General features: G+C 71.2%; 22 protein-coding genes. 17 read left to right on the plus strand and 5 right to left on the minus strand.

Annotation, left to right across the window (positions count from 1 at the left end):
- The first annotated feature begins 91 nt into the window (after nt 1-91).
- The 4 genes from ACFWJ8_RS01435 to ACFWJ8_RS01450 are packed head-to-tail and all read left to right on the plus strand — an operon-like array spanning nt 92 to nt 4,130.
- On the plus strand, nt 92-460 hold the full coding sequence (locus tag ACFWJ8_RS01435; RefSeq protein ID WP_378808043.1) for a YraN family protein: 369 nt from the start codon (nt 92-94) through the stop codon (nt 458-460).
- Nucleotides 457-1,980 (plus strand): YifB family Mg chelatase-like AAA ATPase, encoded by a 1,524-nt coding sequence (locus tag ACFWJ8_RS01440; protein ID WP_378808046.1) that lies wholly within the window; start codon nt 457-459, stop codon nt 1,978-1,980. Before ACFWJ8_RS01435 ends, ACFWJ8_RS01440 begins: the two co-directional genes overlap by 4 nt.
- Complete coding sequence (gene dprA / locus ACFWJ8_RS01445) at nt 1,977-3,158, plus strand: DNA-processing protein DprA (protein WP_378808048.1); 1,182 nt, start codon at nt 1,977-1,979, stop codon at nt 3,156-3,158. Before ACFWJ8_RS01440 ends, dprA begins: the two co-directional genes overlap by 4 nt.
- A gap of 60 nt (nt 3,159-3,218) precedes the next feature.
- Entirely contained in the window at nt 3,219-4,130 is a 912-nt protein-coding gene (locus ACFWJ8_RS01450) for a tyrosine recombinase XerC (protein WP_378808050.1), read from the plus strand.
- Between the two features lie 4 nt (nt 4,131-4,134).
- Here the strand turns inward: ACFWJ8_RS01450 and ACFWJ8_RS01455 are convergent, their stop codons facing one another.
- Nucleotides 4,135-4,662: a peptidoglycan DD-metalloendopeptidase family protein gene (locus tag ACFWJ8_RS01455; protein ID WP_378808053.1), complete on the minus strand. Its 528-nt coding sequence runs from the start codon at nt 4,660-4,662 to the stop codon at nt 4,135-4,137.
- Nucleotides 4,663-5,060: 398 nt separating this feature from the next.
- On the opposite strand from ACFWJ8_RS01455, the gene rpsB reads away from it, so the two are divergent.
- The 9 genes from rpsB (at nt 5,061) to ACFWJ8_RS01500 (ending at nt 11,823) form a co-directional block, all read left to right on the plus strand.
- Nucleotides 5,061-6,023 (plus strand): 30S ribosomal protein S2, encoded by a 963-nt coding sequence (gene rpsB, locus ACFWJ8_RS01460; protein WP_378808056.1) that lies wholly within the window; start codon nt 5,061-5,063, stop codon nt 6,021-6,023.
- Between the two features lie 86 nt (nt 6,024-6,109).
- A complete protein-coding gene (gene tsf, locus ACFWJ8_RS01465) occupies nt 6,110-6,937 on the plus strand; it encodes a translation elongation factor Ts (protein WP_378808058.1) in 828 nt (275 codons plus the stop codon).
- A gap of 116 nt (nt 6,938-7,053) precedes the next feature.
- Nucleotides 7,054-7,773, plus strand: a complete 720-nt coding sequence (pyrH, locus tag ACFWJ8_RS01470; RefSeq protein WP_378808060.1) for a UMP kinase — start codon at nt 7,054-7,056, stop codon at nt 7,771-7,773.
- 52 nt (nt 7,774-7,825) lie between these two features.
- On the plus strand, nt 7,826-8,380 hold the full coding sequence (frr, locus tag ACFWJ8_RS01475) for a ribosome recycling factor (RefSeq protein WP_378808063.1): 555 nt from the start codon (nt 7,826-7,828) through the stop codon (nt 8,378-8,380).
- Nucleotides 8,381-8,389: 9 nt separating this feature from the next.
- The gene (locus ACFWJ8_RS01480) at nt 8,390-9,472 is read left to right on the plus strand and encodes a phosphatidate cytidylyltransferase (RefSeq protein WP_378808066.1); all 1,083 of its coding nucleotides are present in this window, start codon (nt 8,390-8,392) and stop codon (nt 9,470-9,472) included.
- Entirely contained in the window at nt 9,469-10,032 is a 564-nt protein-coding gene (locus ACFWJ8_RS01485) for a DivIVA domain-containing protein (RefSeq protein WP_378808068.1), read from the plus strand. Before ACFWJ8_RS01480 ends, ACFWJ8_RS01485 begins: the two co-directional genes overlap by 4 nt.
- 137 nt (nt 10,033-10,169) lie before the next feature.
- On the plus strand, nt 10,170-10,808 hold the full coding sequence (locus ACFWJ8_RS01490; RefSeq protein ID WP_378808071.1) for a lytic transglycosylase domain-containing protein: 639 nt from the start codon (nt 10,170-10,172) through the stop codon (nt 10,806-10,808).
- A 3-nt stretch (nt 10,809-10,811) separates the two neighbouring features.
- A complete protein-coding gene (locus tag ACFWJ8_RS01495) occupies nt 10,812-11,096 on the plus strand; it encodes a hypothetical protein (protein WP_378808073.1) in 285 nt (94 codons plus the stop codon).
- Nucleotide 11,097: 1 nt separating this feature from the next.
- The gene (locus ACFWJ8_RS01500) at nt 11,098-11,823 is read left to right on the plus strand and encodes an alpha/beta hydrolase (protein WP_378808075.1); all 726 of its coding nucleotides are present in this window, start codon (nt 11,098-11,100) and stop codon (nt 11,821-11,823) included.
- Nucleotides 11,824-11,829: 6 nt separating this feature from the next.
- Here the strand turns inward: ACFWJ8_RS01500 and ACFWJ8_RS01505 are convergent, their stop codons facing one another.
- Nucleotides 11,830-12,897 carry an AI-2E family transporter gene (locus tag ACFWJ8_RS01505; RefSeq protein ID WP_378808077.1) on the minus strand — a complete coding sequence of 356 codons (1,068 nt, stop codon included), beginning with the start codon at nt 12,895-12,897 and terminating at the stop codon, nt 11,830-11,832.
- A 173-nt stretch (nt 12,898-13,070) separates the two neighbouring features.
- Between ACFWJ8_RS01505 and ACFWJ8_RS01510 the strand changes: the two genes are divergently transcribed.
- Nucleotides 13,071-14,969: a glycosyl transferase gene (locus ACFWJ8_RS01510; protein ID WP_378808079.1), complete on the plus strand. Its 1,899-nt coding sequence runs from the start codon at nt 13,071-13,073 to the stop codon at nt 14,967-14,969.
- Nucleotides 14,966-15,910, plus strand: a complete 945-nt coding sequence (locus ACFWJ8_RS01515) for a tetratricopeptide repeat protein (RefSeq protein ID WP_378808081.1) — start codon at nt 14,966-14,968, stop codon at nt 15,908-15,910. Before ACFWJ8_RS01510 ends, ACFWJ8_RS01515 begins: the two co-directional genes overlap by 4 nt.
- A 38-nt stretch (nt 15,911-15,948) precedes the next feature.
- Here ACFWJ8_RS01515 and glgB read toward each other — a convergent pair whose 3' ends face one another.
- The 3 genes from glgB to glgX all read right to left on the minus strand — a co-directional run bounded on the left by glgB (nt 15,949) and on the right by glgX (nt 22,360).
- Entirely contained in the window at nt 15,949-18,126 is a 2,178-nt protein-coding gene (gene glgB, locus ACFWJ8_RS01520) for a 1,4-alpha-glucan branching protein GlgB (protein WP_378808083.1), read from the minus strand.
- On the minus strand, nt 18,123-20,090 hold the full coding sequence (locus tag ACFWJ8_RS01525; RefSeq protein WP_378808658.1) for a maltotransferase domain-containing protein: 1,968 nt from the start codon (nt 20,088-20,090) through the stop codon (nt 18,123-18,125). Before ACFWJ8_RS01525 ends, glgB begins: the two co-directional genes overlap by 4 nt.
- A gap of 185 nt (nt 20,091-20,275) precedes the next feature.
- A complete protein-coding gene (glgX, locus tag ACFWJ8_RS01530; protein ID WP_378808085.1) occupies nt 20,276-22,360 on the minus strand; it encodes a glycogen debranching protein GlgX in 2,085 nt (694 codons plus the stop codon).
- A 106-nt stretch (nt 22,361-22,466) separates the two neighbouring features.
- Here glgX and ACFWJ8_RS01535 point away from each other — a divergent pair, with 106 nt between their 5' ends.
- Both ACFWJ8_RS01535 and mnmA read left to right on the plus strand, forming a co-directional pair.
- A complete protein-coding gene (locus ACFWJ8_RS01535; RefSeq protein WP_378808087.1) occupies nt 22,467-23,651 on the plus strand; it encodes a cysteine desulfurase family protein in 1,185 nt (394 codons plus the stop codon).
- A gap of 9 nt (nt 23,652-23,660) precedes the next feature.
- Complete coding sequence (gene mnmA, locus ACFWJ8_RS01540) at nt 23,661-24,758, plus strand: tRNA 2-thiouridine(34) synthase MnmA (protein ID WP_378808090.1); 1,098 nt, start codon at nt 23,661-23,663, stop codon at nt 24,756-24,758.
- The last annotated feature ends 12 nt before the right edge of the window (nt 24,759-24,770 follow it).

A 24,770-nucleotide genomic window follows, 5' to 3' on the forward strand; every position in this document is an offset into this window, starting at 1 on the left:
CAGCTGCGCGAACCGGATCGGTCCGCCGCGTTGTGAACGGATGCCGCCTCCCGGCGCCCGCGCGCCGCTCCCGGCGAGTGACGATGCCGGAATGGCAGACAAGGACGAGCTCGGGCGCGCCGGCGAGGATCGCGCCGCACGATACTTCACAGACCTCGGCTACACGGTCCTCGCGCGCAACTGGCGGTGCCGGTCCGGCGAGATTGACCTCGTGGTCGCGGATGGCCGCGCCGTCGTCGTGGTCGAGGTCAAGACGCGACGCGGCGAGGACTTCGGCCACCCGTTCGAGGCGATAGACGCGCGCAAGCGGGCGCGGTTGTGGCGCCTCGCCGCTGCGTGGGCGGCCGAGCATCGCGATGTCGTGCAGGGGAGACGGCTCCGCATCGACGCGATCGGACTGACCGGACCGCACCCGGCCAGCGCGAGTCTGGAGCACCTCGTCGACGTGGAGGTGCCGTGAGCGTCGCACGCACGTGGGCGGTCGCCCTGGTCGGAGCCGAAGGAGAGTGCGTCGAGGTCGAGGCCGACCTGTCGCAGCAGACCCCCGAGTTCCGCATCATCGGCCTGGGCGACAAGGCGCTCGGCGAAGCCGTGCAGCGCGTGCACAACGCGTGTGCGAACAGCGGCACACCGCTGCCGCGCCGCCGGCTGACGGTCAACCTGTCTCCCGCGAGCCTGCCCAAGCAGGGGTCGGGTTTCGACATCGCGATCGCCGTGGCGTCGCTGGCCACCGAACCGGGAATGGATGCCGCGTCCGTCGCGTCGACCGTGCACGTGGGCGAACTGGGTCTCGACGGCCGGCTGCGCCCGGTGCCCGGCGTGCTCCCCGCTGTCGTCGCCGCGCGACGGGCCGGGCACCGGCGCGTGGTGGTCCCGCATGCGAACGGCCCCGAGGCCGTGCTCGTCGACGGGATCGAGGTGCTCGCGGCAGTGAACCTCGCCCAGGTGGTCGCGTGGCACGGCGGCGAGGTCGAGGTGCCCGACGACGAGCCGGTGGCACTCGCCGACGAGGGCGCACCCCGCGCCGACAGCCTCGACCTCGCCGAGGTCATCGGGCAGCGCGAGGCCGTCGAGGCGCTCATCGTCGCGGCGGCGGGCGGGCACCACCTCCTGATGTGCGGACCGCCCGGTGCCGGCAAGACCATGCTCGCGCGCCGGCTGCCCGGCATCCTTCCCGCGCTCGACGACCGCGCCGCCCTCGCGACGGCGTCGATCCGCAGCCTGTCGGGCACGCGGGTCGTAGAGCTCTCCCGCACACCGCCGTTCGAGGCGCCGCACCACAGCGCCTCGGTCGCGGCGCTGGTGGGCGGCGGCTCGCGGGTCGTGCGCCCCGGCGCGATCGCGCGTGCCAGCGAGGGCGTGCTCTTCCTGGACGAGGCCGGAGAGTTCCCGGCCGCCGTGCTTGACGCGCTGCGCCAGCCGCTGGAGACGGGGTCGATCGCCATCCACCGCGCCGGCGCGCACGCCGAGTACCCGGCGCGGTTCCAGCTCGTCCTCGCGACGAACCCCTGTCCGTGCGGCGACTACGGCATCCGCGGCGGCAGCTGCGTCTGTCCGCCGGCGGCCATCCGCCGCTACCTCGGGCGGCTGTCCGGACCCCTGGTGGACCGCATGGACATCGAGCTGACGCTCACGCGCGTATCGGTCGCCCAGCGCGATGCAGCCCCGGTGACGTCGACGGCGGTGGCCCGCGAACAGGTGGGTGAAGCGCGCGAGCGCGCCCGGCACCGGCTGCAGCGCACCGGGTGGCGCGTCAACGCGGACGTGCCGGGGACGTGGCTGCGCGAGGGGCCGATGGCTCCCGAGCCGACGGTGCGGCGTCCCCTCGATGCGGCGCTCAACCGGGGAGCGATCACGCTGCGCGGCTACGACCGCGTGTTGCGCGTGGCGTGGTCGCTCGCCGACATCGAGGGGCGTCCGCGGCTCGGCGGAGAGCACATCGGACGCGCCCTGTACCTGAAGAAGGGCCTCGCGCTGTGACCGCGATCGATCTCTCCGTCGACGCCGCGCGCGCGGCGCTCGCACCGCTGCGCCTGGGTCTCTCCGACGACGAGGCCGTGGATCGGTACGCCACCGCGATGTGGTGCCAGCTCGTCGAGCCGGGCGATTCGGTGGCAGGCCGCGTCGTTGCGACACACGGGCCGGTGGACGCACTGGAGCGTTTGGTCGCCGGGGCCGCGTTCCCGGATCTCACAGCCCGCGAGGCCGTCGCAGCGCAGAAGCGGTGGATGCCGAGGCTCGCTCCGCGTGGGGTGACGGACGCCGTGCGCATCGCGGCGGCCCGTCGGGTGGCGTTCGTCACGCGCCGGGACGCCGTCTGGCCCACGCAGCTCGACGATCTGCAGGATCACGCCCCGCTCTGTCTGTGGGTGCGCGGCGATGTGTCCGCCCTGACGCGCCTCGATCCCTCGATCGCGCTCGTCGGCGCCCGCGCCGCGTCGGGGTACGGCGATCTCGTGGCGAGAGAGCTCGCCGCGGAGCTCGCCGGCGGCGGCATCCCTGTCGTGTCGGGCGGTGCCTACGGGATCGACGGCGCCGCGCACCGGGCCGCTTTGAGCGTGGGCGGTACGACGGTCGCGCTCCTGGCAGGCGGCGCGGAGCGCGCCTACCCCGCGGGTCACACCCAGCTGATCGACGACATCGCCGACACCGGCCTCGTCGTCAGCGAGGTGCCGTGCGGTTCCGCCCCGACCAAATGGAGGTTCCTGCAGCGCAACCGGCTGATCGCCGCGCTGACGACAGCGACCGTCGTGGTCGAGGCCGGGTGGCGCAGCGGCTCGCTGAACACGGCAGGACATGCGGCGGATCTCGGACGGGGGCTCGGCGCCGTGCCGGGACCGATCACCTCGCCAGGGTCGGCCGGCACGCACCGGCTGATCCGCGACTACGGCGCCGCGTGCATCACGGGCGCCGACGACGTCCGGGAGCTCCTGGGGCTGCCGACCGCAGCGGCCGAGAGGTCGGGGGAGGCACGCACCGACGACTCGACCCGCGTGCGGGACGCGCTGAGCAACAGAGTCGGACGGGATGCCGCCGAGATCGCGCGCAGAGCGGGCATGGCGGTCGACGAGGTCCGGACCCTGCTCGGGCTGCTGCAGCTGGAGGGTGTTGTGCACGTGGGTGTCGACGGGTGGCGGACGACGGCCGGGCGCGGGTGAAGGTCGGCGGTCGCGGGGCGTCGCGTCGCCCGCCGCCGGGAGTCGAGCCATGCTGGGGTCATGAGGATCGACGAGGCCGCCGAGGCCTACCTGCGACACCTGGAGCAGGTGCGCAGGTTGTCGCCGGCCACGGTCCGCGCGTACCGGTCCGACCTTGCCGGACTCCACGCCGCGTGCGGCGACAGCGAGCTGGCCGACATCGACCTCGAAGCGCTGCGTGACTGGCTCTGGCAGGCGGTGCAGCGGGGTGACAGCCGTGCGACGATCGCGCGACGCACCGCCGCCGTGCGCGGCTTCTTCGCCTGGGCGACCGAGACCGAGGCCGTCGACGCCGATCCCAGCCTGCGGCTCGTCTCGCCGAAGCGGGGGAAGACGCTGCCCAAGGTCGCGACCGCCGAGACCCTGGACGAGCTGCTGACGGCGATGGCCGAGGCGGCGGCCGCGGGCGACCCGGGCGCGCTCCGCGACCACGCGGTGCTCGAGCTGCTGTACGGAGCGGCCGTGCGCGTGTCCGAGCTGTGCGGCCTCGACATCGACGACCTGGACCCGGATCGGCGCACGGTGCGTGTCCTCGGCAAGGGGGCCAAGGAGCGTGTGGTGCCCTTCGGTTTGCCCGCCCTGCGCGCGGTGGAGGCGTACCTCGTGCGCGGGCGTCCGGTGCTCGCGGCGCGGGCCGTCGAACCCGGCGGGACGACGGCATCCGCATTGTTCCTCGGCGCCCGCGGCGGACGGCTCGGACCGCGAGCCGTGTATGACCTCGTGTCGCGGCGACTCGGGCCGGAGCTCGGAGCACAGGTCGGACCGCATGCGCTGCGGCATTCGGCGGCGACCCACCTGCTCGACGGCGGCGCAGATCTGCGTGCGGTGCAGGAGATCCTCGGCCACGCGAGCCTGGGCACGACGCAGATCTACACGCACGTGTCGAGCGAGCGCCTGACGGCGTCCTACCGGTTGGCGCACCCGCGCGCCTGACCCGTCAGCAGCAGGGAAGGAGCACCGCGCGCGGCACGCCGCCGAGGAGCAGCAGCGGATTGACGTACTCGCCGTCCAGCCGGACCCCCAAGTGCACGGACCCAGGAACCGTATGCCCGCCCAGCGCCACACTGCCGACGAGCTCACCGCGCTCGACCGGCGTGCCGGCCACCAGTTCGGAGTCGATGGGCTCGAGCGTCGTCACCAGGCCGTCGCCGTGGTCGATCGTGAGGATGCCGCGGCCCGCGACAGGACCCGAGAACGCGACGATGCCCGCCGCCGGCGCGATGAGGCCGTGGCCGTCCAGCGGCCGCAGATCGATACCGCGGTGCCCCGGCCCGTACGCGTGCGGTGGGGCGACGAACGGTTGTTCGAGCCGGAACGGCCGCGCGGGCCACACCCACCCAGACCCGCGCGGTGCAGCGGCGGCGGAGTCCGAAGCCGGGGCGGCCGCCGTCGGTGACGAGGCCGACGCCGCCGCGACCACGAGGCCCGGCGGAGCGGCTCCCGACCACGCCACGAGGGCAGTCACCAGGCCCGCGGCGACTCGCCGCCGAGTTGCCGGGGAACGGGGTGGGTGGAGCGTCATCCTCCGAGACTCGCGCAGCGCTCGGTGAGCGTGCTCCCGGCGCCGAGGTCCGGTGGAGAACCCGTCCTCCGGCGGTCCGGGGGAGGAAGGGCGAGGACGCCGCTCCTGATACACTGGGTGTCGCACTCCGCATGTCGGAGTGACTCCGCGTGCCCTCAGCGTGACGGAACCCGGCCCGAAAGGGACGACGTCCGTCCACGCGGCATCCATTCCCAACGGTCCTTGCGAACGCCTCACAGCGAACGCGGGGCGGGCATGTGCCGGGCACCAGGCTCGCCGGCCGACGGTCGGCGCGACACAACCGCAACAGGCGCTCGATGCGCCAGAACAGGAGACCGGCCATGGCCGTCGTCACCATTCGCCAGCTGCTCGACAGCGGCGTCCACTTCGGACACCAGACCCGCCGGTGGAACCCGAAGGTCAAGCGCTTCATCCTCACGGAGCGCAGCGGCATCCACATCATCGACCTCCAGCAGTCGCTCACGTACATCGACAAGGCGTACGAGTTCGTCAAGGAGACGGTCGCCCACGGCGGCACCATCCTCTTCGTCGGCACCAAGAAGCAGGCGCAGGAAGTCATCGCGGAGCAGGCGACGCGCGTCGGCCAGCCCTACGTGAACCAGCGCTGGCTCGGCGGCCTCCTCACCAACTTCTCGACGGTGTCGAAGCGTCTTGCCCGCATGAAGGAGCTCGAGGAGCTCGACTTCGAGGACCCGGCTGCGAGCGGCTTCACCAAGAAGGAGCTCCTCCTCAAGAAGCGCGAGCTCGACAAGCTGCACAAGTCGCTCGGCGGCATCCGCAATCTGCAGAAGACCCCGTCGGCCATCTGGGTCGTCGACGCCAAGCGCGAGCACCTCGCGATCGACGAGGCTTCGAAGCTCGGCATCCCGGTGATCGGCATCCTCGACACCAACGCCGACCCGGACGAGTTCCAGTACCCGATCCCCGGCAACGACGACGCGATCCGCTCGGTGGGCCTGCTCACCCGCATCATCGCCGACGCCGCCGCCGAGGGCCTCATCCAGCGCCACCAGCCCACCGACGAGGCCGCTGACGCCGAGCCGCTGGCCGACTGGGAGCGCGAGCTGCTCGAGCAGGGCGCCGCCGCTGCCGAGGCCGACGCCGTCGAGCTGGCCACCGAGGCCATCGTGGCCGAGGCTGTCGCCGAGGAGCTCGCCGCCGAGGGTGACCTCGAGGACGCCGTCGCCGTCGAGGCCGTCGCCGAAGAGCTTGCCGCCGAGGCCGTCGTGGCCGAGGCCGTCGCGGAGGAGCTGGCCGCCGAGGCCGGCGACGCCAAGGCGTAATCGCATCTTCCCGCCCGGCGGAGTCGTCTGAGGACGGCTCCGCCGCGGCATCCACGAGAACTCACAGAATCAAGGAGCCGCCACCCATGGCAAACTTCACGATCGCCGACATCAAGACGCTGCGCGAGCAGCTCGGCACCGGCATGGTCGACACCAAGAAGGCGCTCGAGGAGGCCGACGGCGACCTCGAGAAGGCCGTCGAGATCCTGCGCCTCAAGGGCGCGAAGGGCAACGCCAAGCGCGCCGACCGCTCCACCAGCGAGGGCCTCGTCGCCGCGAAGGAGGTCGACGGTCAGGTCACGATCATCGAGCTCAACACGGAGACCGACTTCGTCGCGAAGAACGAGCGCTTCATCGCCCTGGCCGACAAGGTCCTCGACGCCGCTGCCGCCGCGCACGCCGAGTCGGCCGAGGCCGCCCTCGCCGCTCCGGCGGGCGCCCAGACCGTCGCCGAGCTCATCTCGGACGAGGCCGCCATCATCGGCGAGAAGGTCGAACTGCGTCGCGTCAGCACGCTGTCGGGCGACCACTTCGAGATCTACCTGCACAAGACCAGCAAGGACCTGCCGCCGCAGGTCGGCGTGGTGCTCGCCTACTCGGGCGACGACGCCGAGACGGCGCGCAGCCTGGCGCAGCACATCTCGTTCGCGAACCCGTCGTACCTTTCGCGCGACGAGGTCCCCGAAGCCGATGTCGAGAAGGAGCGCGAGATCGTCACCGAGATCTCGCGCAACGAGGGCAAGCCGGAGGCAGCCCTGCCGAAGATCGTCGAGGGCCGCGTCAACGCGTTCTTCAAGCAGGTCGCCCTGCTCGACCAGGACTACGCGAAGGACAACAAGCTGTCCGTCGCCCAGGTCGCGAAGGACGCCGGCCTGACCCTGACGGGCTTCGCCCGCTTCAAGGTCGGCGCCTGACCTTCTGAGAAGGCCCGCATCCGGATTCCGGTGCGGGCCTTTTCTCATGCCCTTCGGGCTCTTTCCTGGGTAGTCTGCGGCTTGCCCGCTAGTTTGTCGTCATCGAGAGGATCACCGTGATCAACGAGAACACCGGACGCCGTCGCGTCCTCCTGAAGCTGTCGGGCGAGGCGTTCGGGGGAGGGCAGCTCGGTGTGAACCCCGACGTCGTCGGCCAGATCGCACGCGAGATCGCCGAGGCCGTCGACCGGGTCGAGATCGCGATCGTCGTCGGCGGCGGCAACTTCTTCCGCGGCGCCGAGCTGAGCCAGCGCGGCATGGACCGCGGACGCGCCGACTACATGGGCATGCTGGGCACGGTCATGAACGCGCTCGCGCTGCAGGACTTCCTCGAGCAGGCGGGCGCCGCCACGCGCGTGCAGTCGGCGATCTCGATGACCCAGGTCGCCGAGCCGTACATTCCGCGCCGGGCCGAGCGTCACATGGAGAAGGGGCGCGTCGTGATCTTCGGTGCCGGCGCCGGTCTTCCGTACTTCTCCACCGACACCGTCGCGGCGCAGCGCGCGCTCGAGATCGACGCGCAGGAGGTGCTCGTCGCCAAGAACGGCGTCGACGGCGTGTACACGGCAGACCCGAAGAAGGATGCCTCGGCGACCAAGATCGACCGGATCACCTACCTCGACGCACTGCAGCGCGGCCTCAAGGTCGTCGACTCGACCGCCTTCAGCCTCTGCATGGACAACCGGATGGACATGCGCGTGTTCGGCATGGAGCCCGCCGGCAATGTGACCCGCGCCCTGCTGGGCGAATCGATCGGCACGCTCGTCACGGCGTGACGCCTGCGCCGTCGGTAGACTTGACCAGCCCCATCCATACGAAGGAGACACTGTGATCGCGGACGTCTTGGCAGATGCCGGAGCGCGCATGGACCGCGCCGTCGAGGCAGCGAAGGAGGACTTCGCGACGGTGCGCACCGGTCGTGCGAACCCGCAGCTGTTCCAGAAGGTCCTCGTCGACTACTACGGGACCCCGACGCCGCTGGCGCAGCTCGCTTCGATCAACAACCCCGAGGCGCGCACGCTCATCGTCACCCCGTACGACAAGTCGGCGCTGAAGGCGATCGAGCAGGCGATCCGCGACATCCCGAACCTCGGCGTGAACCCCACCAACGACGGCAACATCGTGCGCATCACGATGCCGGAGCTCACCGAGGAGCGCCGCAAGGAGTACGTCAAGCTGACCCGCACGAAGGGCGAGGACGCGAAGGTGCACGTCCGCGGCATCCGCCGCAAGGCGAAGGACGACATCGACGCGCTCAAGGGCGAGGTCGGCGAAGACGAGCTCGCCCGCGCCGAGAAGGAACTCGACGCGCTGACGCGCGCCCACGTCGACGCCATCGACGAGGCGCTCAAGCGCAAAGAGGCCGAGCTCCTCGAGGTCTGAGGACCGCCCATGACCGACGCATCCGACCCGCGCGGCGAGGACGACCGCGATGCGCCGCTGACGCGGCGTGAGGCCGACGACGCACGCCGCGTCGCGGACGAGGCCCGGCGTGCCGCCGACGCGGCGGATGCGACCGGCGACGCCGATCCCGGCGCCGTCCTGCAGGCGCACCTTCGCGCCGCGCGCAGCGAGTTCGAGAGCCAGGTCGCCCAGGCGAAGGCGGACTTCGAGGAGGCCAACGAGCGGATCAAGGAGAGGACCGGCCGAGACCTGCTGCTCGCGACCCTGATCGGCCTCGCGATCGGCGTGGCCCTGCTGGGGTCGCTGCTGTTCGTGAAGTGGCTGTTCCTGGTGTTCGCACTGGGGGCGGTGCTGCTGTCGATCTTCGAGTTCTCGCGCGCGCTGGTCGCCTCCGGCCGTCGCGTGGACCTCGTGCCGCAGCTGATCGCAGGCGCGCTCGTCGTCGGATCGGCGTATTTCGTCACCCCGTGGCTCCACTGGGTGATCCTGTTCGTCGCACTGGCGTTCGTCGTCGTCTGGCGTCTCGTCGCGCAGATGGCTTCTCGCGACGGCCGCACCTATGGCACGGTGCTCGGCGACGTGCTCATCGCGACCTTCATCCAGCTCTACGTCGCCTTCCTGGGCAGCCTCTGCATCGTGCTCCTGAGCAAGGAGGGCGGCGAGTGGTGGGTGCTCGGGTTCATCATCGTCGCGGTCGCGGTGGACACCGGCGCCTACGTGGCCGGCATCTCGTTCGGGAAGCACCCGATGGCTCCCCGCATCAGCCCCAAGAAGACCTGGGAGGGCTTCGCGGGCGCCGCCGCCGCGGCGATCGCCGCGGGCGTGCTCGTCGGCCTGTTCATGCTCGGGCTCGACTGGTGGATGGGCGTCGTCTTCGGCATCCTGATCCTCGCCACCGCCACCGCCGGCGACCTGGGAGAATCGATGATCAAGCGCGATCTCGGCATCAAGGACATGAGTTCGTGGCTGCCCGGCCACGGCGGTGTGCTCGACCGGCTCGACTCGATCCTCCCCTCGACGGTCGCGGCGCTGACCCTGTACTACCTCTTCACCCCCCTGGTGGCATCATGACGGCATCCGAAGCTCCTGCGCGAGCATCCTTCCCCGAGACCCGCGGACGCGAGAAGGGCTACGAGAAGGAGGCCGTCGACGACTTCCTGGCGAAGGCCCGTGGCTCGTTCGAGAGCGCTGCCGACGGCATGACGGCCGCCGACATCCGGCAGGTCGCGTTCCCGCTGGTGCGTCACGGCTACGTGATCGGGTCCGTGGATGCCGCACTCGGCCGGATCGAGGACGCCTTCGCCGCACGCGAGCGGACGACCGCCGTGGCGGCCTCCGGCGCGAACGCCTGGGTGGGTCACACGCGCGAGCTCGCACAGGTCGTGCTCGACCGCCTGTCACGACCGCGCAAGGAGCGTTTCGACCGCGTGTCGGCGCTGCGGTACGGCTACCGGGTGGACGAGGTCGACCTCGTGGCCGACAAGCTCGCCAAGTATCTGGCGACCGGCCAGTCGGTGACCGTCGAGCAGGTGCGCTCGGTCGCCTTCCGCATGCAGCGCGGAGGCTACCAGGAGGCTCAGGTCGATGCGGTGCTCGACGCCGTCGTCGAGGTCATGCTCGCCGTGAAGTGACGCCGGCCCGCGTCGGATGGAAACATCCCACGTGGCTGTGCGAGAATCGGGACACTGTGACTTCCGGAAACGATCTGACCCCGACCAGACGCTCCCGACGTCAGGACGTGTCGACCCGAACCCGTCGACGTGCTGTCGTGGCGCCCCGGTCTGCGTCCGCGACGGCGCGCTGGTCGCGGCGGCGCGGGGTGGTCGGCGCTTTCGCCGCCTTCGCGGCCCTCGGCTTCATCGCCGCCTACGTGGGCCCGATCGGGGTCGCCCTGGCAGACAGCGAGGCCGGCGACGAGCCTGTCTCGCTGTATGCGAGCTCGCTCGCGGACGTCCAGTCGATCGCCGGCGATGCGTCGGCGGAGCCCGCTCCGGCAGCCGAACTCGATCGCGGCGACTACTCGGTGTACGTGAAGCCGAAACCCACGATCGCGCCGGCGGCTACGGCCTCCACCGGTTGGCGGCCGCCGTTCGTGACCCCTGACCCGGGCAGCGCGCAGGCGATCGCCTACGACATGGTCAAGGCGCGCGGCTGGAGCGACGACGAGTTCGCGTGCCTGGTGGCGCTGTGGAAGAAGGAGTCCGGCTGGCGCGTGAACGCGTACAACGCCGGCAGTGGCGCATACGGCATCCCGCAGGCCCTCCCCGGCAGCAAGATGGGCAGCGTCGCCGCCGACTGGGAGACCAACCCGGCGACGCAGATCACGTGGGGCCTGGGCTACATCGGCGGGCGCTACGGCACGCCCTGCGGTGCGTGGGGCCACTCGCAGAGCACCGGCTGGTATTGATCCATGCCGCGGTCCAATCGCCGCCGGAACGACTCGAACGGTGACGATTCCTTCGAGCGTCTGCTTGCCGGCTGGAAGCGCACCGAGTACCGCCGCGGCGTCGAGTGGACGGTGCAGCCGGTGTCGGCGGCGCAGGCGCAGAAGGTGTACCGATGCCCTGGTTGCGGCGGCCCGATCGACGTGGGGGTTGCGCACCTCGTGGCGTGGCGCGCTGACGGCGTCTTGGGGGATGCCGCCGATCTCGCCGCGCGGCGACACTGGCATCAGCACTGCTGGAAGGTGGCCTGACATGGAGATCCGCGGTCCGATGGAGCTTCCCGCGCGTCGCGAAGAGGTCGAGCTCGAGACGCTCGACGGTCTGACGCTCGTCGGCGAGCTCGCCCTGCCCCAGGACAGGGAGCCGGTGGCGACGCTGGTGACGCTGCATCCGCTTCCCACCGCGGGCGGCTTCATGGACTCGCACATCCTCCGCAAGGCGGCGGGGCGTCTGCCCGCCCTCGCGGATCTCGCGGTCCTGCGCTTCAACACGCGCGGCACGTCGTCGCCGCGGGGGACGAGCGACGGGGCGTTCGACGGCGGACGCGCAGAGGCGTTCGACGTCGCCGCGGCGATGGACTTCGTCCATGCGCGCGGTCTGCCGCGACCGTGGTTCGTCGGCTGGTCGTTCGGCACCGAGCTGGCCCTGAAGTACGGCCGCGACCATGACGTCGAGGGGGCGGTGCTGCTTTCGCCGCCGCTGCACCGTGCGACGGACGAGGAGGTGGCCGCGTGGGCGGACGATCCGCGCCGGCTCATCGTGCTGGTGCCGGAGTTCGACGACTACCTGCGCCCCGAGGCCGCGGCCGAGCGGTTCGCCAGCGTGCCCGAGGCGGTGCTCATCCCGGTCGACGGCGGCAAGCACCTGTGGGTCGGGGAGAACCAGACCCGCCGTGTGCTCACCGAGATCGTGGCCGCGGTCAATCCCGACGCGCTTCCGCTGCCCACCGAGTGGCACGGGGGCGTCGTCGCCGACTGAGCGGGGCTACCGCTCGTTCTGCCGCGGGATCACGACCTGCCGGTAGATGATGAGGATGCTCGCGGCCACGGGGATCGCGACCAGGGCGCCCAGCAGTCCGAGCAGCGATCCGCCGGCCAGCGCGGCGATCACCACGACGGCGCCCGGGACCGCGACCGCGCGGCCCATGATGCGCGGCGAGATCACGTACGCCTCGATCTGCATGTAGACCAGGTAGTAGATCGCGGCGATCAGGGCTGTGACGGGGGACTCCGCGAGCCCCAGGCAGATCAGCACGATGATCGTCGAGCCCGTGAGCGTTCCCACCAGTGGGATCAGCGAGAAGAAGAAGGCGATCACGGCGAGCACGGCCGGGAAGGGCGCGCCGATGATCGACAGGAAGATCGCGCTCAGGACGCCGTTGATGACGCCGAGGCTGACCTGGCCCATGACGTAGTAGCCGACGGAGTCGGTGATCTGCTCGCCGAGGTCCATGAAGCGCGCGCGCTTGGAGGCGGGCACCAGCTGATAGACCGCCCGCTTGAGACTCGGGGTCGACGCGGTGAAGTAGATCGTCAGGATGAGGACGATGAACGCGCCCGCGAGGCCTGAGAGCACCGCACCGCCGATCGCGATGATGCTGCCGCCGATCTCGCTGCCGATCGCGCCGTAGTCCAGCGAGTTGAGCCACTCCTGCACGTACTCGAACACGTCGTCGACCTTCAGCAGCGGGAACTGCGCGGTCATCCAGTTGCGCAGGTCCTCGATGGGATTCCAGCTGCCGTCCTCGATCATCTTCTGGATGGCCGCGACCAGCTGGCCGATCTGCTGGACGATCACCGGGACGACGATCAGGATGATGCCTGCGAACGCGGCGAGGACCGCCAGGATGGTGATCAGCACCGCGGCCCAGCGGGGGAGCTTGCGGCGCTCGAGCCACGCGACGATCGGGTCCAGGCCCAGCGAGAGGAACAGTGCCGTCCCGACGTACAGGAGGATCGTCTGCAGATTCTGGATGCTTCCGATGAGCAGCAGGCCCAGCCCCACGCCGAGGGTCGCCAGCAGCGCCGTGCGGAACGGGTTGTGGATCTTCATCGAGGTCCCCTCCGATCGACGCAGCGCCGATACCTGTTCGCCCAGGATACGCATCAGCTCCGTTCGGCCCGGGAACGGCACCCTCCCACGCGCCTCCCAGGTCGTATTCGCTAGTGTGAACTGTCGAATCGAAGGGCCGTGCTTTGTCTGCGCGCCCGGGAAAGGGTTTCTTCGTGCGTTTCGTGTGGGCTGTGGCGGCTTTCGTGCTGGCCACCGTGATGATCGGTGCGGGCATCGCCCAGCGGACGATCTTCGAGGGACCCAAGACCGAGACGGCGGCGATCTCGGTCGAGGATGAGGCTCCCTACATCCTGATCGACGGAGCGGTGCTCAACCAGCTGCCGGGCACCCAGACGCTCCGCGCCCAGGCCGAGGGCGATCTTTTCGCCTCGTACGGCCGCACCGCCGACATGGAGGACTGGCTGGCCGACGCCACCTACAACCACGTGTCGCTCGGCAAGAACGGCAAGATCGAGACCACGCTGGTCGAGGCCGACACCACGGCCGCACCGACCGAGGGCGATACCGCCACCGACCCGGCCGCCGGCGATGCCGCTGCGGGCGATGTCGCCGCCGGCGACGCGGCCGCCCCGACCGACAGCACCGCCACCGACGACGCCGCGGCCACGACCGGCCGCAACCCCGCAGGCTCCGACCTCTGGCTCGACGAGTACACGCAGAAGGATCTGCTCATCGCACCGCTGCAGCTTCCCGAGGGCATGAGCGTGCTCGTGGCGGCCGACGGCACCGCGCCGGCGCCGAGCAAGGTCACCGTGACGTGGCCGCTGCAGACCTCGACGCCCTGGGCGGGGCCCCTCATCGCGGGCGGCGCCATCCTGATGGCGGTCGGCGTGTTCCTCTACATCCTCGGCATCCGTCACGTGCGCCGTCGTCGCGGACCGCGCCGCAAGGGACTGCCGCTGCCGGTGACCGAGCCGATCGACATCTCGATGATCGACGACGACGACAAAGGCGTGATCAGCAACCAGGCGGCGACGCGCCGTGCCGTCGCCGGCGGGCGCCGTGCCTTCGCCGTACTGCCGATCGTCGCGGTTTCTGCGCTCCTGTTCACGGGCTGCTCTGCGGACGCGTGGCCGCAGTTCGGCTCCTCGCCGACCCCCAGCCCGACGACGACGGTGATCGCGCCCGAAGGCCAGCAGGCCCCAGCCGTCACCAAGGCACAGGCCGAGCGCATCCTGACGCGCATCGCGGCGACCGTCGCCGACGCCGATGCGGCGATGGACGGTGACCTCGCCGAGACCCGCATGTCGGGCGCGGCGCTGGCGGCGCGCGACACGAACTACAAGCTGCGCTCGCAGATCGCGGACTACAAGGCACCGGACCCCATCCACGCCAAGCCCCTGAGCGTGATCCTCCCGCAGGCGTACGACGACTGGCCCCGCTCGGTCATCGTGGTCGGCGCCGACGAGGAGTCGAAGACGTCGAGCATCATGGTGATGTCGCAGGCGGACCCCTGGTCGGACTACCGCCTGTCCTACATCGCGAACCTCGAGGCCTCGACAACGCTGCCCGACCTCGCGCCCACCTACATCGGCGCCGCGCAGGTCGAGCCCGACTCGCCGTTCCTCTCGCTGGCGCCGCAGGATGTCGCCGCGGCGTACGCCGACGTCATCGACAAGGGCGAGTCCAGCGAGTACTACGCGCTGTTCGACGCCGATGGCGACCAGCTGCGCACCAGCATCGCCGAGGACCGGCAGCGCCGCCTGGATGTGTTCAACCAGACGGCGAACACGACCGCGGTCACCGGCAACCTGGCGTTCGCAGCCAAGGCGGGCACGCAGGCGCCGTTCGCCCTGCAGACCGTCGAGAGCGGTGCGATCGTCGCCGTCAACATCGACGAGACCGACACCGCGACGCCCGCCAATCCCGACGCGGTGATCAAGAACAACCCGACGGTGACCGCGCTGGCGGGGACCGACCAGTCGTCGACGGGATTCACGACCACGTACAGCGACCAGGTGTTCTTCTACGTCCCCGGGCCGGGGTCGAATGAGAAGATCCGTCTGCTGGGCTATTCGTCCGCCATCCTCGAAGCGAAGGTCATCTCGTGAGCGATCCCTCCCTCGGTGCCGCTGTCCGCGGCGCGGTCGATCTCTCGTCGCTGCGCAATCGCCCGGCGGCGCCGGCCCCCGGGGAGCCGCAGGCGCCCGGTGCCGCGGTGGCCGTTCCTGCCCTCGTGCTCGACGTCACCGACGACACGTTCCCGCAGGTGCTCGAGCTCTCGCGCACGGTCCCCGTGGTCGTCGATCTGTGGGCCGAGTGGTGCGGACCCTGCAAGCAGCTGAGCCCCATCCTCGAGCGGGTCGTCGAAGAGCTCGCCGGACGGCTGGTGCTCGCCAAGGTCGACGTCGACGCGAACCCGCAGCTGTCGCAGGCGTTCCGCGCGCAGTCGATCCCGATGGTCGTGGCTCTCGTCGCCGGACAGCCCGTCCCGCTGTTCAACGGCGCGGTGCCCGAGCAGCAGGTGCGCGAGGTCTTCGCACAGCTGCTGCAGGTGGCCGCGCAGAACGGTGTGACCGGCACCGCCGCCGTCGACGGAGAGGCGGATGCCGCACCGGAGGCTCCGGAGGAGCCGCCGCTGCCCCCGCTGCACGCCGAAGCGTTCGAGGCGATCGAGGTGGGCGACTATGCCCGTGCGATCACCGCGTACGAGAAGGCCCTCACCGAGAATCCGCGCGACGAGGACGCCCGGGCCGGCCTCGGCCAGGTGCGCCTCCTCGCCCGGGTGCAGGGTGTCGATCTGCAGGCGGCCCGCGCGGCTGCCGCGGCCGCGCCCACCGATGTCGCGGCTCAGCTCGCGGTGGCCGACCTGGATGTCGCCGGCGGTCACGTCGAGGACGCGTTCGGCCGACTGCTCGACCTGTTCGCCCAGCTGCCGACGGACGAGCGCGGCCCGGTCCGCGAGCGCCTGCTCGAGCTGTTCGCCCTCGTGGGCGACGCCGACCCGCGCGTGGGCTCGGCCCGCGGCCGCCTGGCCTCGCTGCTCTTCTGAGCCGATGGCCCGGCGCGCCGCCGGGCCATCCGCACGCGTCAGCCGCTCGTGGGTGACGGCACGTGCGCGGCGGTCTCGTGGCGCAGCCACAGCACGCCCAGCGGCGGCAGCACGAGCGTCGCGCGCCCCCCATCCGCTGCGTGCACGACACCGAGATTGCCGACGCCGGAGCCGCCGTAGGCCTGAGAGTCCGTGTTGAGGATCTCGTGCCACACGCCGCTCTCGGGCAGGTCGAGCTCGTAGGCGTTCAGCGGCGTGCCCGAGAAGTTCGCCGCGACGACCACCGTGTTGCCGTGCCAGTCGCGGCGGGCGAACGCGATCACGTTGGGGTTCCACGTCGGCGCGCCGAGCCGCGAGAACGCCGCGCCGTCGCTGTCGCGCGCCCAGAGCGGCGAGTGCGCGCGGTAGACGCCGTTGAGCGCGCCGACGAATCCCAGCAGCTCTGCGTGGCTCGGCTGGTCGAGCAGCCACCAGTCGAGAGAGCGGCCCTCCGACCACTCCGAGAGCTGGCCGAACTCCTGGCCCATGAACAGCAGCTGCTTGCCCGGGTGCCCCCACATGTACGCCAGGAACGCGCGCATGTTGGCGAGCTTCTGCCAGTGGTCACCAGGCATGCGGCCGAACAGGCTGCCCTTGCCGTGCACGACTTCGTCGTGGCTGATGGGCAGCACGTAGTTCTCGCTGAACGCGTAGACGAACGAGAAGCTCAGCTCGCCCTCGTGGTGCGAGCGGTGGACGGGATCCCGCTTGATGTACTCGAGCGAGTCGTTCATCCATCCCATGTTCCACTTGAACCCGAAGCCGAGCCCGGCCTGGCTGGTGGGCGCGGTGACTCCGGGGAAGCTCGTCGACTCCTCCGCGATCATGGCGATCCCGGGGTATCGCTTGTAGGAGGTGGCGTTGACCTCCTGCAGGAACCGGATCGCCTCGAGGTTCTCGCGGCCGCCGTGGATGTTCGGCTCCCACTCGCCGTCGCTGCGGGAATAGTCCAGGTAGAGCATCGAGGCGACGGCATCCACTCGCAGGCCGTCGACGTGGAACTCCTCGAACCAGTAGAGCGCGTTCGCCACGAGGAAGTTGCGCACCTCGTTGCGGCCGTAGTCGAAGATGTACGTGCCCCAGTCCTTGTGCTCGCCGCGGCGGGGGTCGGGGTGTTCATAGAGCGCCTCGCCGTCGAAGCGGGCCAGCGCGAAGGCGTCCTTGGGGAAGTGCCCGGGGACCCAGTCCATGATCACGCCGATGCCCGCCTGGTGCAGGCGGTCGATCAGGTAGCGCAGGTCGTCGGGGTGCCCGTACCGGCTGGTCGGAGCGTAATAGCCCGTGACCTGGTAGCCCCACGATCCGCCGAATGGGTGCTCGGCCAGCGGCAGGAACTCGACGTGCGTGAACCCCTGAGCGGTGACGTAGTCGATGATCTGGTCGGCGGCATCCCGATACGTCAGCCCCTGGCGCCACGAGCCGAAGTGCAGCTCGTACACCGACATGGGCTTCGAGACCGGTGCGCTCTTGGCGCGGGCGTCCAGCCACTGCGCGTCGCCCCATGAGTAGGACGCGTGGACGACGACGGATGCCGTCGCGGGAGGCACCTCAGCGAAGCGGGCCATCGGGTCCGCCTTGAGCGCCCACTCGCCCGCGCGGCTGCGGAGCTCGTACTTGTAGGCGGTTCCGGGACCGATGCCGGGGATGAACAGCTCCCACACCCCGCTCGCGCCCATCGACCGCATGGCGTGTCCCTGGCCGTCCCAGCCGTTGAAGTCGCCGACGACGCGCACCGCGCGGGCGTTCGGCGCCCACACCGCGAACGAGACCCCGGAGACGCCGTCGTCCTCGCGCACGTGCGATCCCAGCACCCGCCACAGCTCCTCGTGCCGGCCCTCGCCGATGAGGTGCAGATCGAGCTCGCCGATCGTGGGTGCGTGACGGTACGGGTCGTCCGCCACGTAGTCCGGGCCCTGCGGATACGACGTCGCAAGTTCGTAGCGCCCGCGCGTGCCGGCGCGCGTGCCCTCCCAGATGCCGGCGCGCACGTGCTCCAGGGGGACGCGCGTGCCGTCCTCGAACACGGCCGTGACGCTCCGCGCGAGCGGGCGGCGCGCACGGATCGTCCACGTGGCCGTGCCCTCGGCATCGGTGTCGGGGTGGATGCCGAGCACCGCGTGCGGATCGTGGTGTGAGCCCGCCGCGACGGCGTCGAGGAGCTGGTCGGAGGGCGTCATCGGGGCTCCTTCACGTGCAGGATGTGGACGGGCTCGGTGAACGCGTCGAGCATCACGTAGTTGTGATCCGACCACGTCCAGCGGGCGCCGGTGACGAGGTCCTCGACCTCGTAGGGCATGCCGGGCTCGATGCCCCACACGCGGGTGTCGAGATGCACCATGGTCTGGCGCACCGAGTGGGGGTCGGTGTTCACGACGACGATGACGGTGTCGCTGCGCCCGTCGGGCGAGAGCGCGGCGTCGAGGTGCTTGACGTACACGAGGATCGCGTCGTCGTCGCTCCAGTGGACGCCGAGATTGCGCAGCTGCCGCAGGGCGGGATGCGCACGCCGGATGCCGTTGAGCCGCTCCAGGTAGGGGGCCAGCGAATCACCGCGCTCCACGGCGCGCGCCCAGTCGCGCACCTTGTACTCGTACTTCTCGTTGTCGATGTTCTCTTCGGAGCCGGTCCGCGCGACGTTCTCGTACAGCTCGTAGCCCGCGTACACGCCGTACGTCGGCGCCGCCGTCGCCGCGATCGCGGCCCGGATGCGGTAGGCCGGCCGACCGCCGAACTGCAGGTACTCGGTGAGGATGTCGGGTGTGTTGACGAACAGGTTCGGGCGCAGGAACGCGTCGGTGGAGTGCGCGAGCCCCGTGAGGAACTCCTCGAGCTCGGCCTTGGTGTTGCGCCAGGTGAAGTACGTGTAGCTCTGCTGGAACCCTGCCGCGGCCAGGCTCTGCATGGGGGCCGGGCGCGTGAACGCTTCGGCGAGGAACACCACGTCCGGATGCTCGGCGTTGACCGTCGCGATCAGCCACTCCCAGAACTGCAGGGGCTTGGTGTGCGGGTTGTCGACGCGAAAGATGCTGACGCCCTGGGCGATCCAGTGCCGCACGACTCGCAGCACCTCTGCACGGATCCCGGCGGGATCGTTGTCGAAGTTGACCGGGTAGATGTCCTGGTACTTCTTCGGCGGGTTCTCGGCGTAGGCGATCGAGCCGTCCGGGAGGGTCGTGAACCACTCGGGGTGCTCCGCGACCCAGGGGTGGTCGGGCGCCGCCTGCAGCGCCAGATCGAGGGCGATCTCCATGCCCTCGGCCCGTGCGGCGCGCACGAAGGCGCGGAAGTCGGCCAGCGTTCCGAGGTCGGGGTGCACGGCGTCATGACCCCCCGCCGCCGAGCCGATGGCCCACGGCGATCCCGGATCGCCGGGCCCCGCGTCGAGCGTGTTGTTCGGGCCCTTGCGGTTGAGCGTGCCGATGGGGTGGATCGGCGGCAGGTACACCACGTCGAACCCCATCTGCGCCACCGCGGGCAGACGCTTGGCGGCCGTGCGGAACGTGCCGCTCTTGACGCTGCCGTCCTTGAGTCGCCTGGCGCCCTCAGACCGCGGGAAGAACTCGTACCACGCGCCGACGCCGGCGCGCTCGCGCTCGACGAGCAGCTCGAGGTCGTCGCCGGGCGTGACGAGCGACATCACCGGCCGAAGCCGGAAGTACGACGCGAGGCGGGGGTCCTCGACGACGGCGAGTGCGCCGGCGTCGTCCACCGTCGCGTCGCGGAGGGATGCCGCAGCCGCCGCGAGCGCCCGCTTCTCGGCCACCGGGCGGCCCTTCTCGGCGCCGGCCCGATCGAACAGGAGCGCGCCGAGCTCGCGCATGAGGGCGGCATCCACCCCCGCAGCGATCTTGATGGATGCCGCGTGATGCCACGTCGCGAAGTCGTCGCCGAAGGACTCGAACCGGAAGCGCCAGACGCCCTGCTCGAGCAGCGCGACCTCGGTCTGCCAGCGGTCGAAGCCGTCGTCGAGGGGATCCAGGCGGTGCAGCGACTCGTCGCCCGTGGGGGAGTAGAGCCGCAGCTGCACGCCGATCCGGTCGTGTCCCTCGCGGAACGCCGTCACCCGGAACGGCACCACCTCGCCGTTGTACGCGCTGGGGCGGTAGTCGCCCCACGGCACGGTCGGGAAAGGCTGAGCCAGGGGTATTCGCCGCGAGACCGTGTCGGGGTCGGGCTGCCAGGCGCGGGCATCGCGGACAGGGAGGGCCGAGGCGCTCCGCCACGGGCGGGAGCGCGCGGAGCGCGTCGTCGTGACCACGTCTCGAACCTACCGTCCCGTCCGGTCAGGCGACAGCGACGTGACCGCGAGGTGATCCATGCGTGACGTCACTCGGCACGGAACAGGTGCATCGAGGTGCCCGCGAGCGACACGACGTCGCCGGGCGCGAACAGCGCCCTGTCGTCGGACGGCGTCTCTTCCGCGCTCGACCAGAGCGACACGTACCGCTTCACCCCGTCGGCGTCGGGCAGCGTGACGTCGATCGGGCGCTCGGTGCCGTGGATCATCAGGAGGATCCGGTTGAAGTCCTCCTGCTCGGGCGTGGACGAGGCGACGTACTGCAGCGTGCGGTGCGAGGGATCGGTCCAGCGCTCGATCGACATCGTGTCGCCGTGCTCGTCGTACCACTCCATGACCGACGCAGACGGCGTGTGCTCGCCCAGCCGTGCGAAGCGGCTGGGCCGCAGGGCGGGGTTCTCGCGCCGCAGCCGCAGCAGGTGCCGCACGTGGGCGTAGAGGTCCTGCTGCCACGGCGTGTGCTCCCAGCGCAGCCACGTGAGGTCGGAGTCGTGGCAGTACGCGTTGTTGTTGCCGTTCTGCGTCCGCGCGTGCTCGTCGCCCGCGGTGATCATCGGCACCCCCGCCGACAGCAGCAGCGTGCCCATCAGGTTGCGCATCGCCTTGCGCCGCGTCGCGAGGATCGCCGGGTCGCCGGTGCGGCCCTCGGTGCCGTGGTTGAACGAGCGGTTGGTGTCGGCGCCGTCGCGGCCGTGCTCGCCGTTGGCGTGGTTGTGCTTGACGTCGTACGACACGAGGTCGCGCAGGGTGAACCCGTCGTGCGCGGTCACGAAGTTGATGCCGGCGAGAGGCCCCCGCGCCTCGTCGAACGTGTTGGCCGAGCCGGCGAGGCGGTGCGCGAGGCCGCCGATGCCGACGGGCGACACGTTCGCGCGGCGGGCGTAGTCCACGTCGCTCAGCCAGAAGTTGCGGACCCGGTCGCGGTAGCGGTCGTTCCACTCGCTCCAGCCGTCGCCGAAACCGCCGGTCTGCCACCCGCCCATCCCGACGTCCCACGGTTCGGCGATCGTCTTGACGCCGGCCAGGGCCGGATCGTCGACGATCGCACGGAGCAGCGGATGCTGCGGCGTGAACTCGTGCGCGGCGTCGCGGCCGAGCGTCACGGCGAGGTCGAAGCGGAAGCCGTCGATCTGGACCTCGTTCGCCCAGTAGCGCAGCGAGTCCAGGACGAGGCGCGACGCGGCGTCGGTCGACGTGTCGAGCGAGTTGCCGCAGCCGGTGACGTCGATGTAGGCGCCGTCGTCCTGCTGGCGGTAATAGGCGCGGTTGTCGATGCCACGCAGGCTCGAGCGCGGGCCGCCGAGGCCCTCCTCGGCCGTGTGGTTGTAGACCACGTCGAGGATGACCTCCAGGCCGGCCTCGTGCAGCAGCTTCACCATGCCCTTGAACTCGCGCAGCACCGCCTCGGGTCCCTGACGCCGGGCCTCCTCGGTGGCGTACGCGGCGTGCGGGGTGAAGAAGTTCAGCGTGTTGTAGCCCCAGTAGTTCGCAAGGCCGTGCTGCAGCAGCCGCGGCTCGGTCGTGAACGCGTGGATCGGCAGCAGTTCGATGCTCGTCACCCCGAGATCGAGGAAGTGCTGCACCATCGCGGGGTGCGCGAGCCCCGCGTACGTGCCGCGCAGCGCGCCGGGGAGCTCGGGATGCCGCTTCGACAGGCCCTTGAGGTGGCCCTCGTAGAGCACCGTGCGGTCCAGCGGCACAGCAGGCTTGCGCGCGTCGCCCCAGTCGAAGGAGCCCTCGACCACGACCGAGCGCCAGCCGTCGTACCCGGTGCGGACGAGGCCCTTCGTGTAGGGCTCGAGCAGGAGCGTGCCGCGGTTGAAGGTGTTGCCCGGACCGTGGGGGCCGTCCACGCGGATCGCGTAGCGCGTGCCGGGGCGCAGCAGCGCCGAGGTGACCTCCCACACGCCGCCGCCGACGGGCGCCAGCGGCTCGGTCGCCGTGATCCAGTCCAGATCGGTGTCGTCGAACACCACGAGGTCGATCGCGTCGGCCTCGCCCGACCAGACGCGCAGGCGCGCCCCGCCGGGCAGCAGTTCGATGCCGAGCCCGTCGAGCTCTGGGCTGAGCAGCCCCGCGGCGGGGTGCGTGATGACGGACTCCGGGCTGACCATGCGGACTACCATAACCATGGTCCGAGTCGGTGGCGTTACGGGACCGGGTCCCAGGACGCACGAGACCGGATGCAGTCCACGGTCATGAACCCCGAGAGGATGCCGGGTGCCTGTCTATCTCGATCACGCGGCCACCGCTCCGCTGCGTCCCGAGGCGCGCGACGCGTGGATCGACGCGGCGTCCGCCGTCGGGAACGCGTCGTCGATCCACGGTGCCGGCCAGGACGCACGTCGCACCCTCGAGGATGCGCGCGAGAGGCTCGCGGCCGTGCTCGGCGCCGACCCGATCGAGGTCGTGTTCACCTCGGGCGGCACGGAGGCCGTGAACCTCGCCGTCAAGGGACTGTGGTGGGCGCGCGAGCCGGACGCGGAGGCCGTGGTCCTGCCCGACGGCGAGCATCACGCCACTCTGGATGCGGTCGCCTGGCTCGACGCGCAGGGCGCCGCGGTCCGGCACGTCGGGCTGGACGTCGTCGGGCGGATCCCCGTCGCCGCCTTCGCGGCGGCGCTGCCCGGCGCGGCGCTGGCGACCGCCCTCGTGGCGAACAACGAGGTCGGCACCGTGAACGACGCGGCGGGACTGGCGGACGCCGCGGCCGCCGCGCGCGTGCCGCTCCACCTCGACGCCGTCGCCGCGTTCGGCCACGTTCCGGTCTCGTTCCGCGCGTGGCGCGGCGCAGCGCGCGGCCGCACCGGGCTGGTGGCGATGAGCGTCTCGGCCCACAAGATCGGGGGCCCGGCGGGAGTCGGCGCACTCGTCGTGTCGCGCACGGCAGAGCTCACCGCGCTGGTCCACGGCGGCGCTCAGCAGCGACGCCTGCGCGCGGGCACGCAGGACGTCGCGGGAGCGGCCGCCTTCGCGGTCGCCGCGGAGCTCGCCGATGCCGAGCGCGAGGCCGAGGCGGCGCGGCTCACCGGGCTGCGGGAGCGGCTCGTGGGCGGCATCCGCTCGTCCATCGCGGGGGCGGAGCTGCTCGGCGACCCCGTCGACCGCGTGCCGGGCAACGCGCACGTGCTGTTCCCGGGGGCGTCGGGCGAGACACTGCTGTTCCTTCTGGACCGTGCCGGCATCTCGGTGTCGACCGGTTCGGCGTGCCAGGCCGGCGTGCCGGAGCCCTCGCACGTGGTGCTGGCGCTCGGCCGCAGCGACGCCGAGGCGCGGCAGGTGCTGCGGTTCACGCTGGGCCGCACCACGACCGCGGACGATGTGGAGGCGGCGCTGGCGGCGCTTCCCGAGGCCGTGGAGCGTGCGCGCGCGGCATCCGGCCCTCGTACAGGCCGCACTTCGTAGACTGGGACCATGCGGATCCTGGCAGCCATGAGCGGTGGAGTGGATTCCGCCGTCGCGGCCGCACGGGCCGTCGAGGCGGGCCACGAGGTCGTCGGCGTCCACCTGGCGCTCTCGCGCGAGGGCGGAACGCTGCGCACCGGCAGCCGCGGCTGCTGCACGATCGAGGACGCCATGGACGCCCGACGGGCAGCGGACCGCCTCGGGATCCCCTTCTACGTGTGGGACTTCTCGGAGCGGTTCCGCGACGACGTCATCGAGGACTTCGTGTCGGAGTACCGTGCCGGCCGCACCCCTAATCCGTGCATGCGGTGCAACGAGAAGATCAAGTTCGCGGCGCTCCTCGAGCGTGCGATCGAGCTCGGCTTCGACGCCGTCTGCACCGGGCACTACGCGACGCTCGTCGACGGTCCCGGAGGACTGGAGCTGCACCGCGCGTCCGACGCCGCCAAGGACCAGTCCTACGTGCTCGGCGTGCTGAACGCCGAGCAGCTCGCGCACACCTACTTCCCGTTGGGGTCGACGCCGTCGAAGGCGCTCGTGCGCGCCGAGGCGGAGGAGCGCGGCCTCACCGTCGCACACAAGCCCGACAGCCACGACATCTGTTTCATCCCGGACGGCGACACGCGCGGCTGGCTCGCCGAGCGGGTCGGCGCCGAGCAGGGCGACATCGTCGACCGCACGGGTGCGGTCATCGGCACGCACGAGGGCGCGCACGCGTTCACCGTGGGTCAGCGGCGCGGGCTGCAGCTCGGCGTGCCCGCACCCGACGGCAAGCCCCGGTTCGTCCTCGAAGTCCGCCCGGTGTCCAACACGGTCGTCGTCGGTCCCAAAGAGGCCCTCGCGACGGCGGAGATCGCGGGGGAGCGGTACTCCTGGGCCGGCCGTGCGCAGGCCGAGGGCGTCTTCGGGTGCCACGTGCAGATCCGCGCACACGCCGACCCCGTGCCCGCAACGGCGACGCTCGCCGACGGCCGGCTGACGGTCGTTCCCGAGACGCCCTTCGACGGCGTGGCGCCGGGTCAGACCGCCGTGCTCTACGACGGCACGCGCGTCATCGGCCAGTTCACGATCGCGACGACGGTCTCGGCGGTCCCGGTCTCCGCGTGAGCTCCGAGGGGC

This window comes from Microbacterium sp. NPDC058389, assembly GCF_042722305.1.
Taxonomy (GTDB): domain Bacteria; phylum Actinomycetota; class Actinomycetes; order Actinomycetales; family Microbacteriaceae; genus Microbacterium.

Excerpts from the sequence above, each read along its gene's own strand:
- ACFWJ8_RS01435 (WP_378808043.1), top strand. The coding sequence starts at position 92 with ATGGCAGACAAGGACGAGCTCGGGCGCGCCGGCGAGGATCGCGCCGCA.
- ACFWJ8_RS01450 (WP_378808050.1), top strand. The coding sequence starts at position 3,219 with ATGAGGATCGACGAGGCCGCCGAGGCCTACCTGCGACACCTGGAGCAG.
- rpsB (WP_378808056.1), top strand. The coding sequence starts at position 5,061 with ATGGCCGTCGTCACCATTCGCCAGCTGCTCGACAGCGGCGTCCACTTC.
- tsf (WP_378808058.1), top strand. The coding sequence starts at position 6,110 with ATGGCAAACTTCACGATCGCCGACATCAAGACGCTGCGCGAGCAGCTC.
- ACFWJ8_RS01480 (WP_378808066.1), top strand. The coding sequence starts at position 8,390 with ATGACCGACGCATCCGACCCGCGCGGCGAGGACGACCGCGATGCGCCG.
- ACFWJ8_RS01485 (WP_378808068.1), top strand. The coding sequence starts at position 9,469 with ATGACGGCATCCGAAGCTCCTGCGCGAGCATCCTTCCCCGAGACCCGC.
- ACFWJ8_RS01495 (WP_378808073.1), top strand. The coding sequence starts at position 10,812 with ATGCCGCGGTCCAATCGCCGCCGGAACGACTCGAACGGTGACGATTCC.
- ACFWJ8_RS01500 (WP_378808075.1), top strand. The coding sequence starts at position 11,098 with ATGGAGATCCGCGGTCCGATGGAGCTTCCCGCGCGTCGCGAAGAGGTC.
- ACFWJ8_RS01505 (WP_378808077.1), bottom strand. The coding sequence starts at position 12,897 with ATGAAGATCCACAACCCGTTCCGCACGGCGCTGCTGGCGACCCTCGGC.
- glgB (WP_378808083.1), bottom strand. The coding sequence starts at position 18,126 with ATGACGCCCTCCGACCAGCTCCTCGACGCCGTCGCGGCGGGCTCACAC.
- glgX (WP_378808085.1), bottom strand. The coding sequence starts at position 22,360 with ATGGTCAGCCCGGAGTCCGTCATCACGCACCCCGCCGCGGGGCTGCTC.
- mnmA (WP_378808090.1), top strand. The coding sequence starts at position 23,661 with ATGCGGATCCTGGCAGCCATGAGCGGTGGAGTGGATTCCGCCGTCGCG.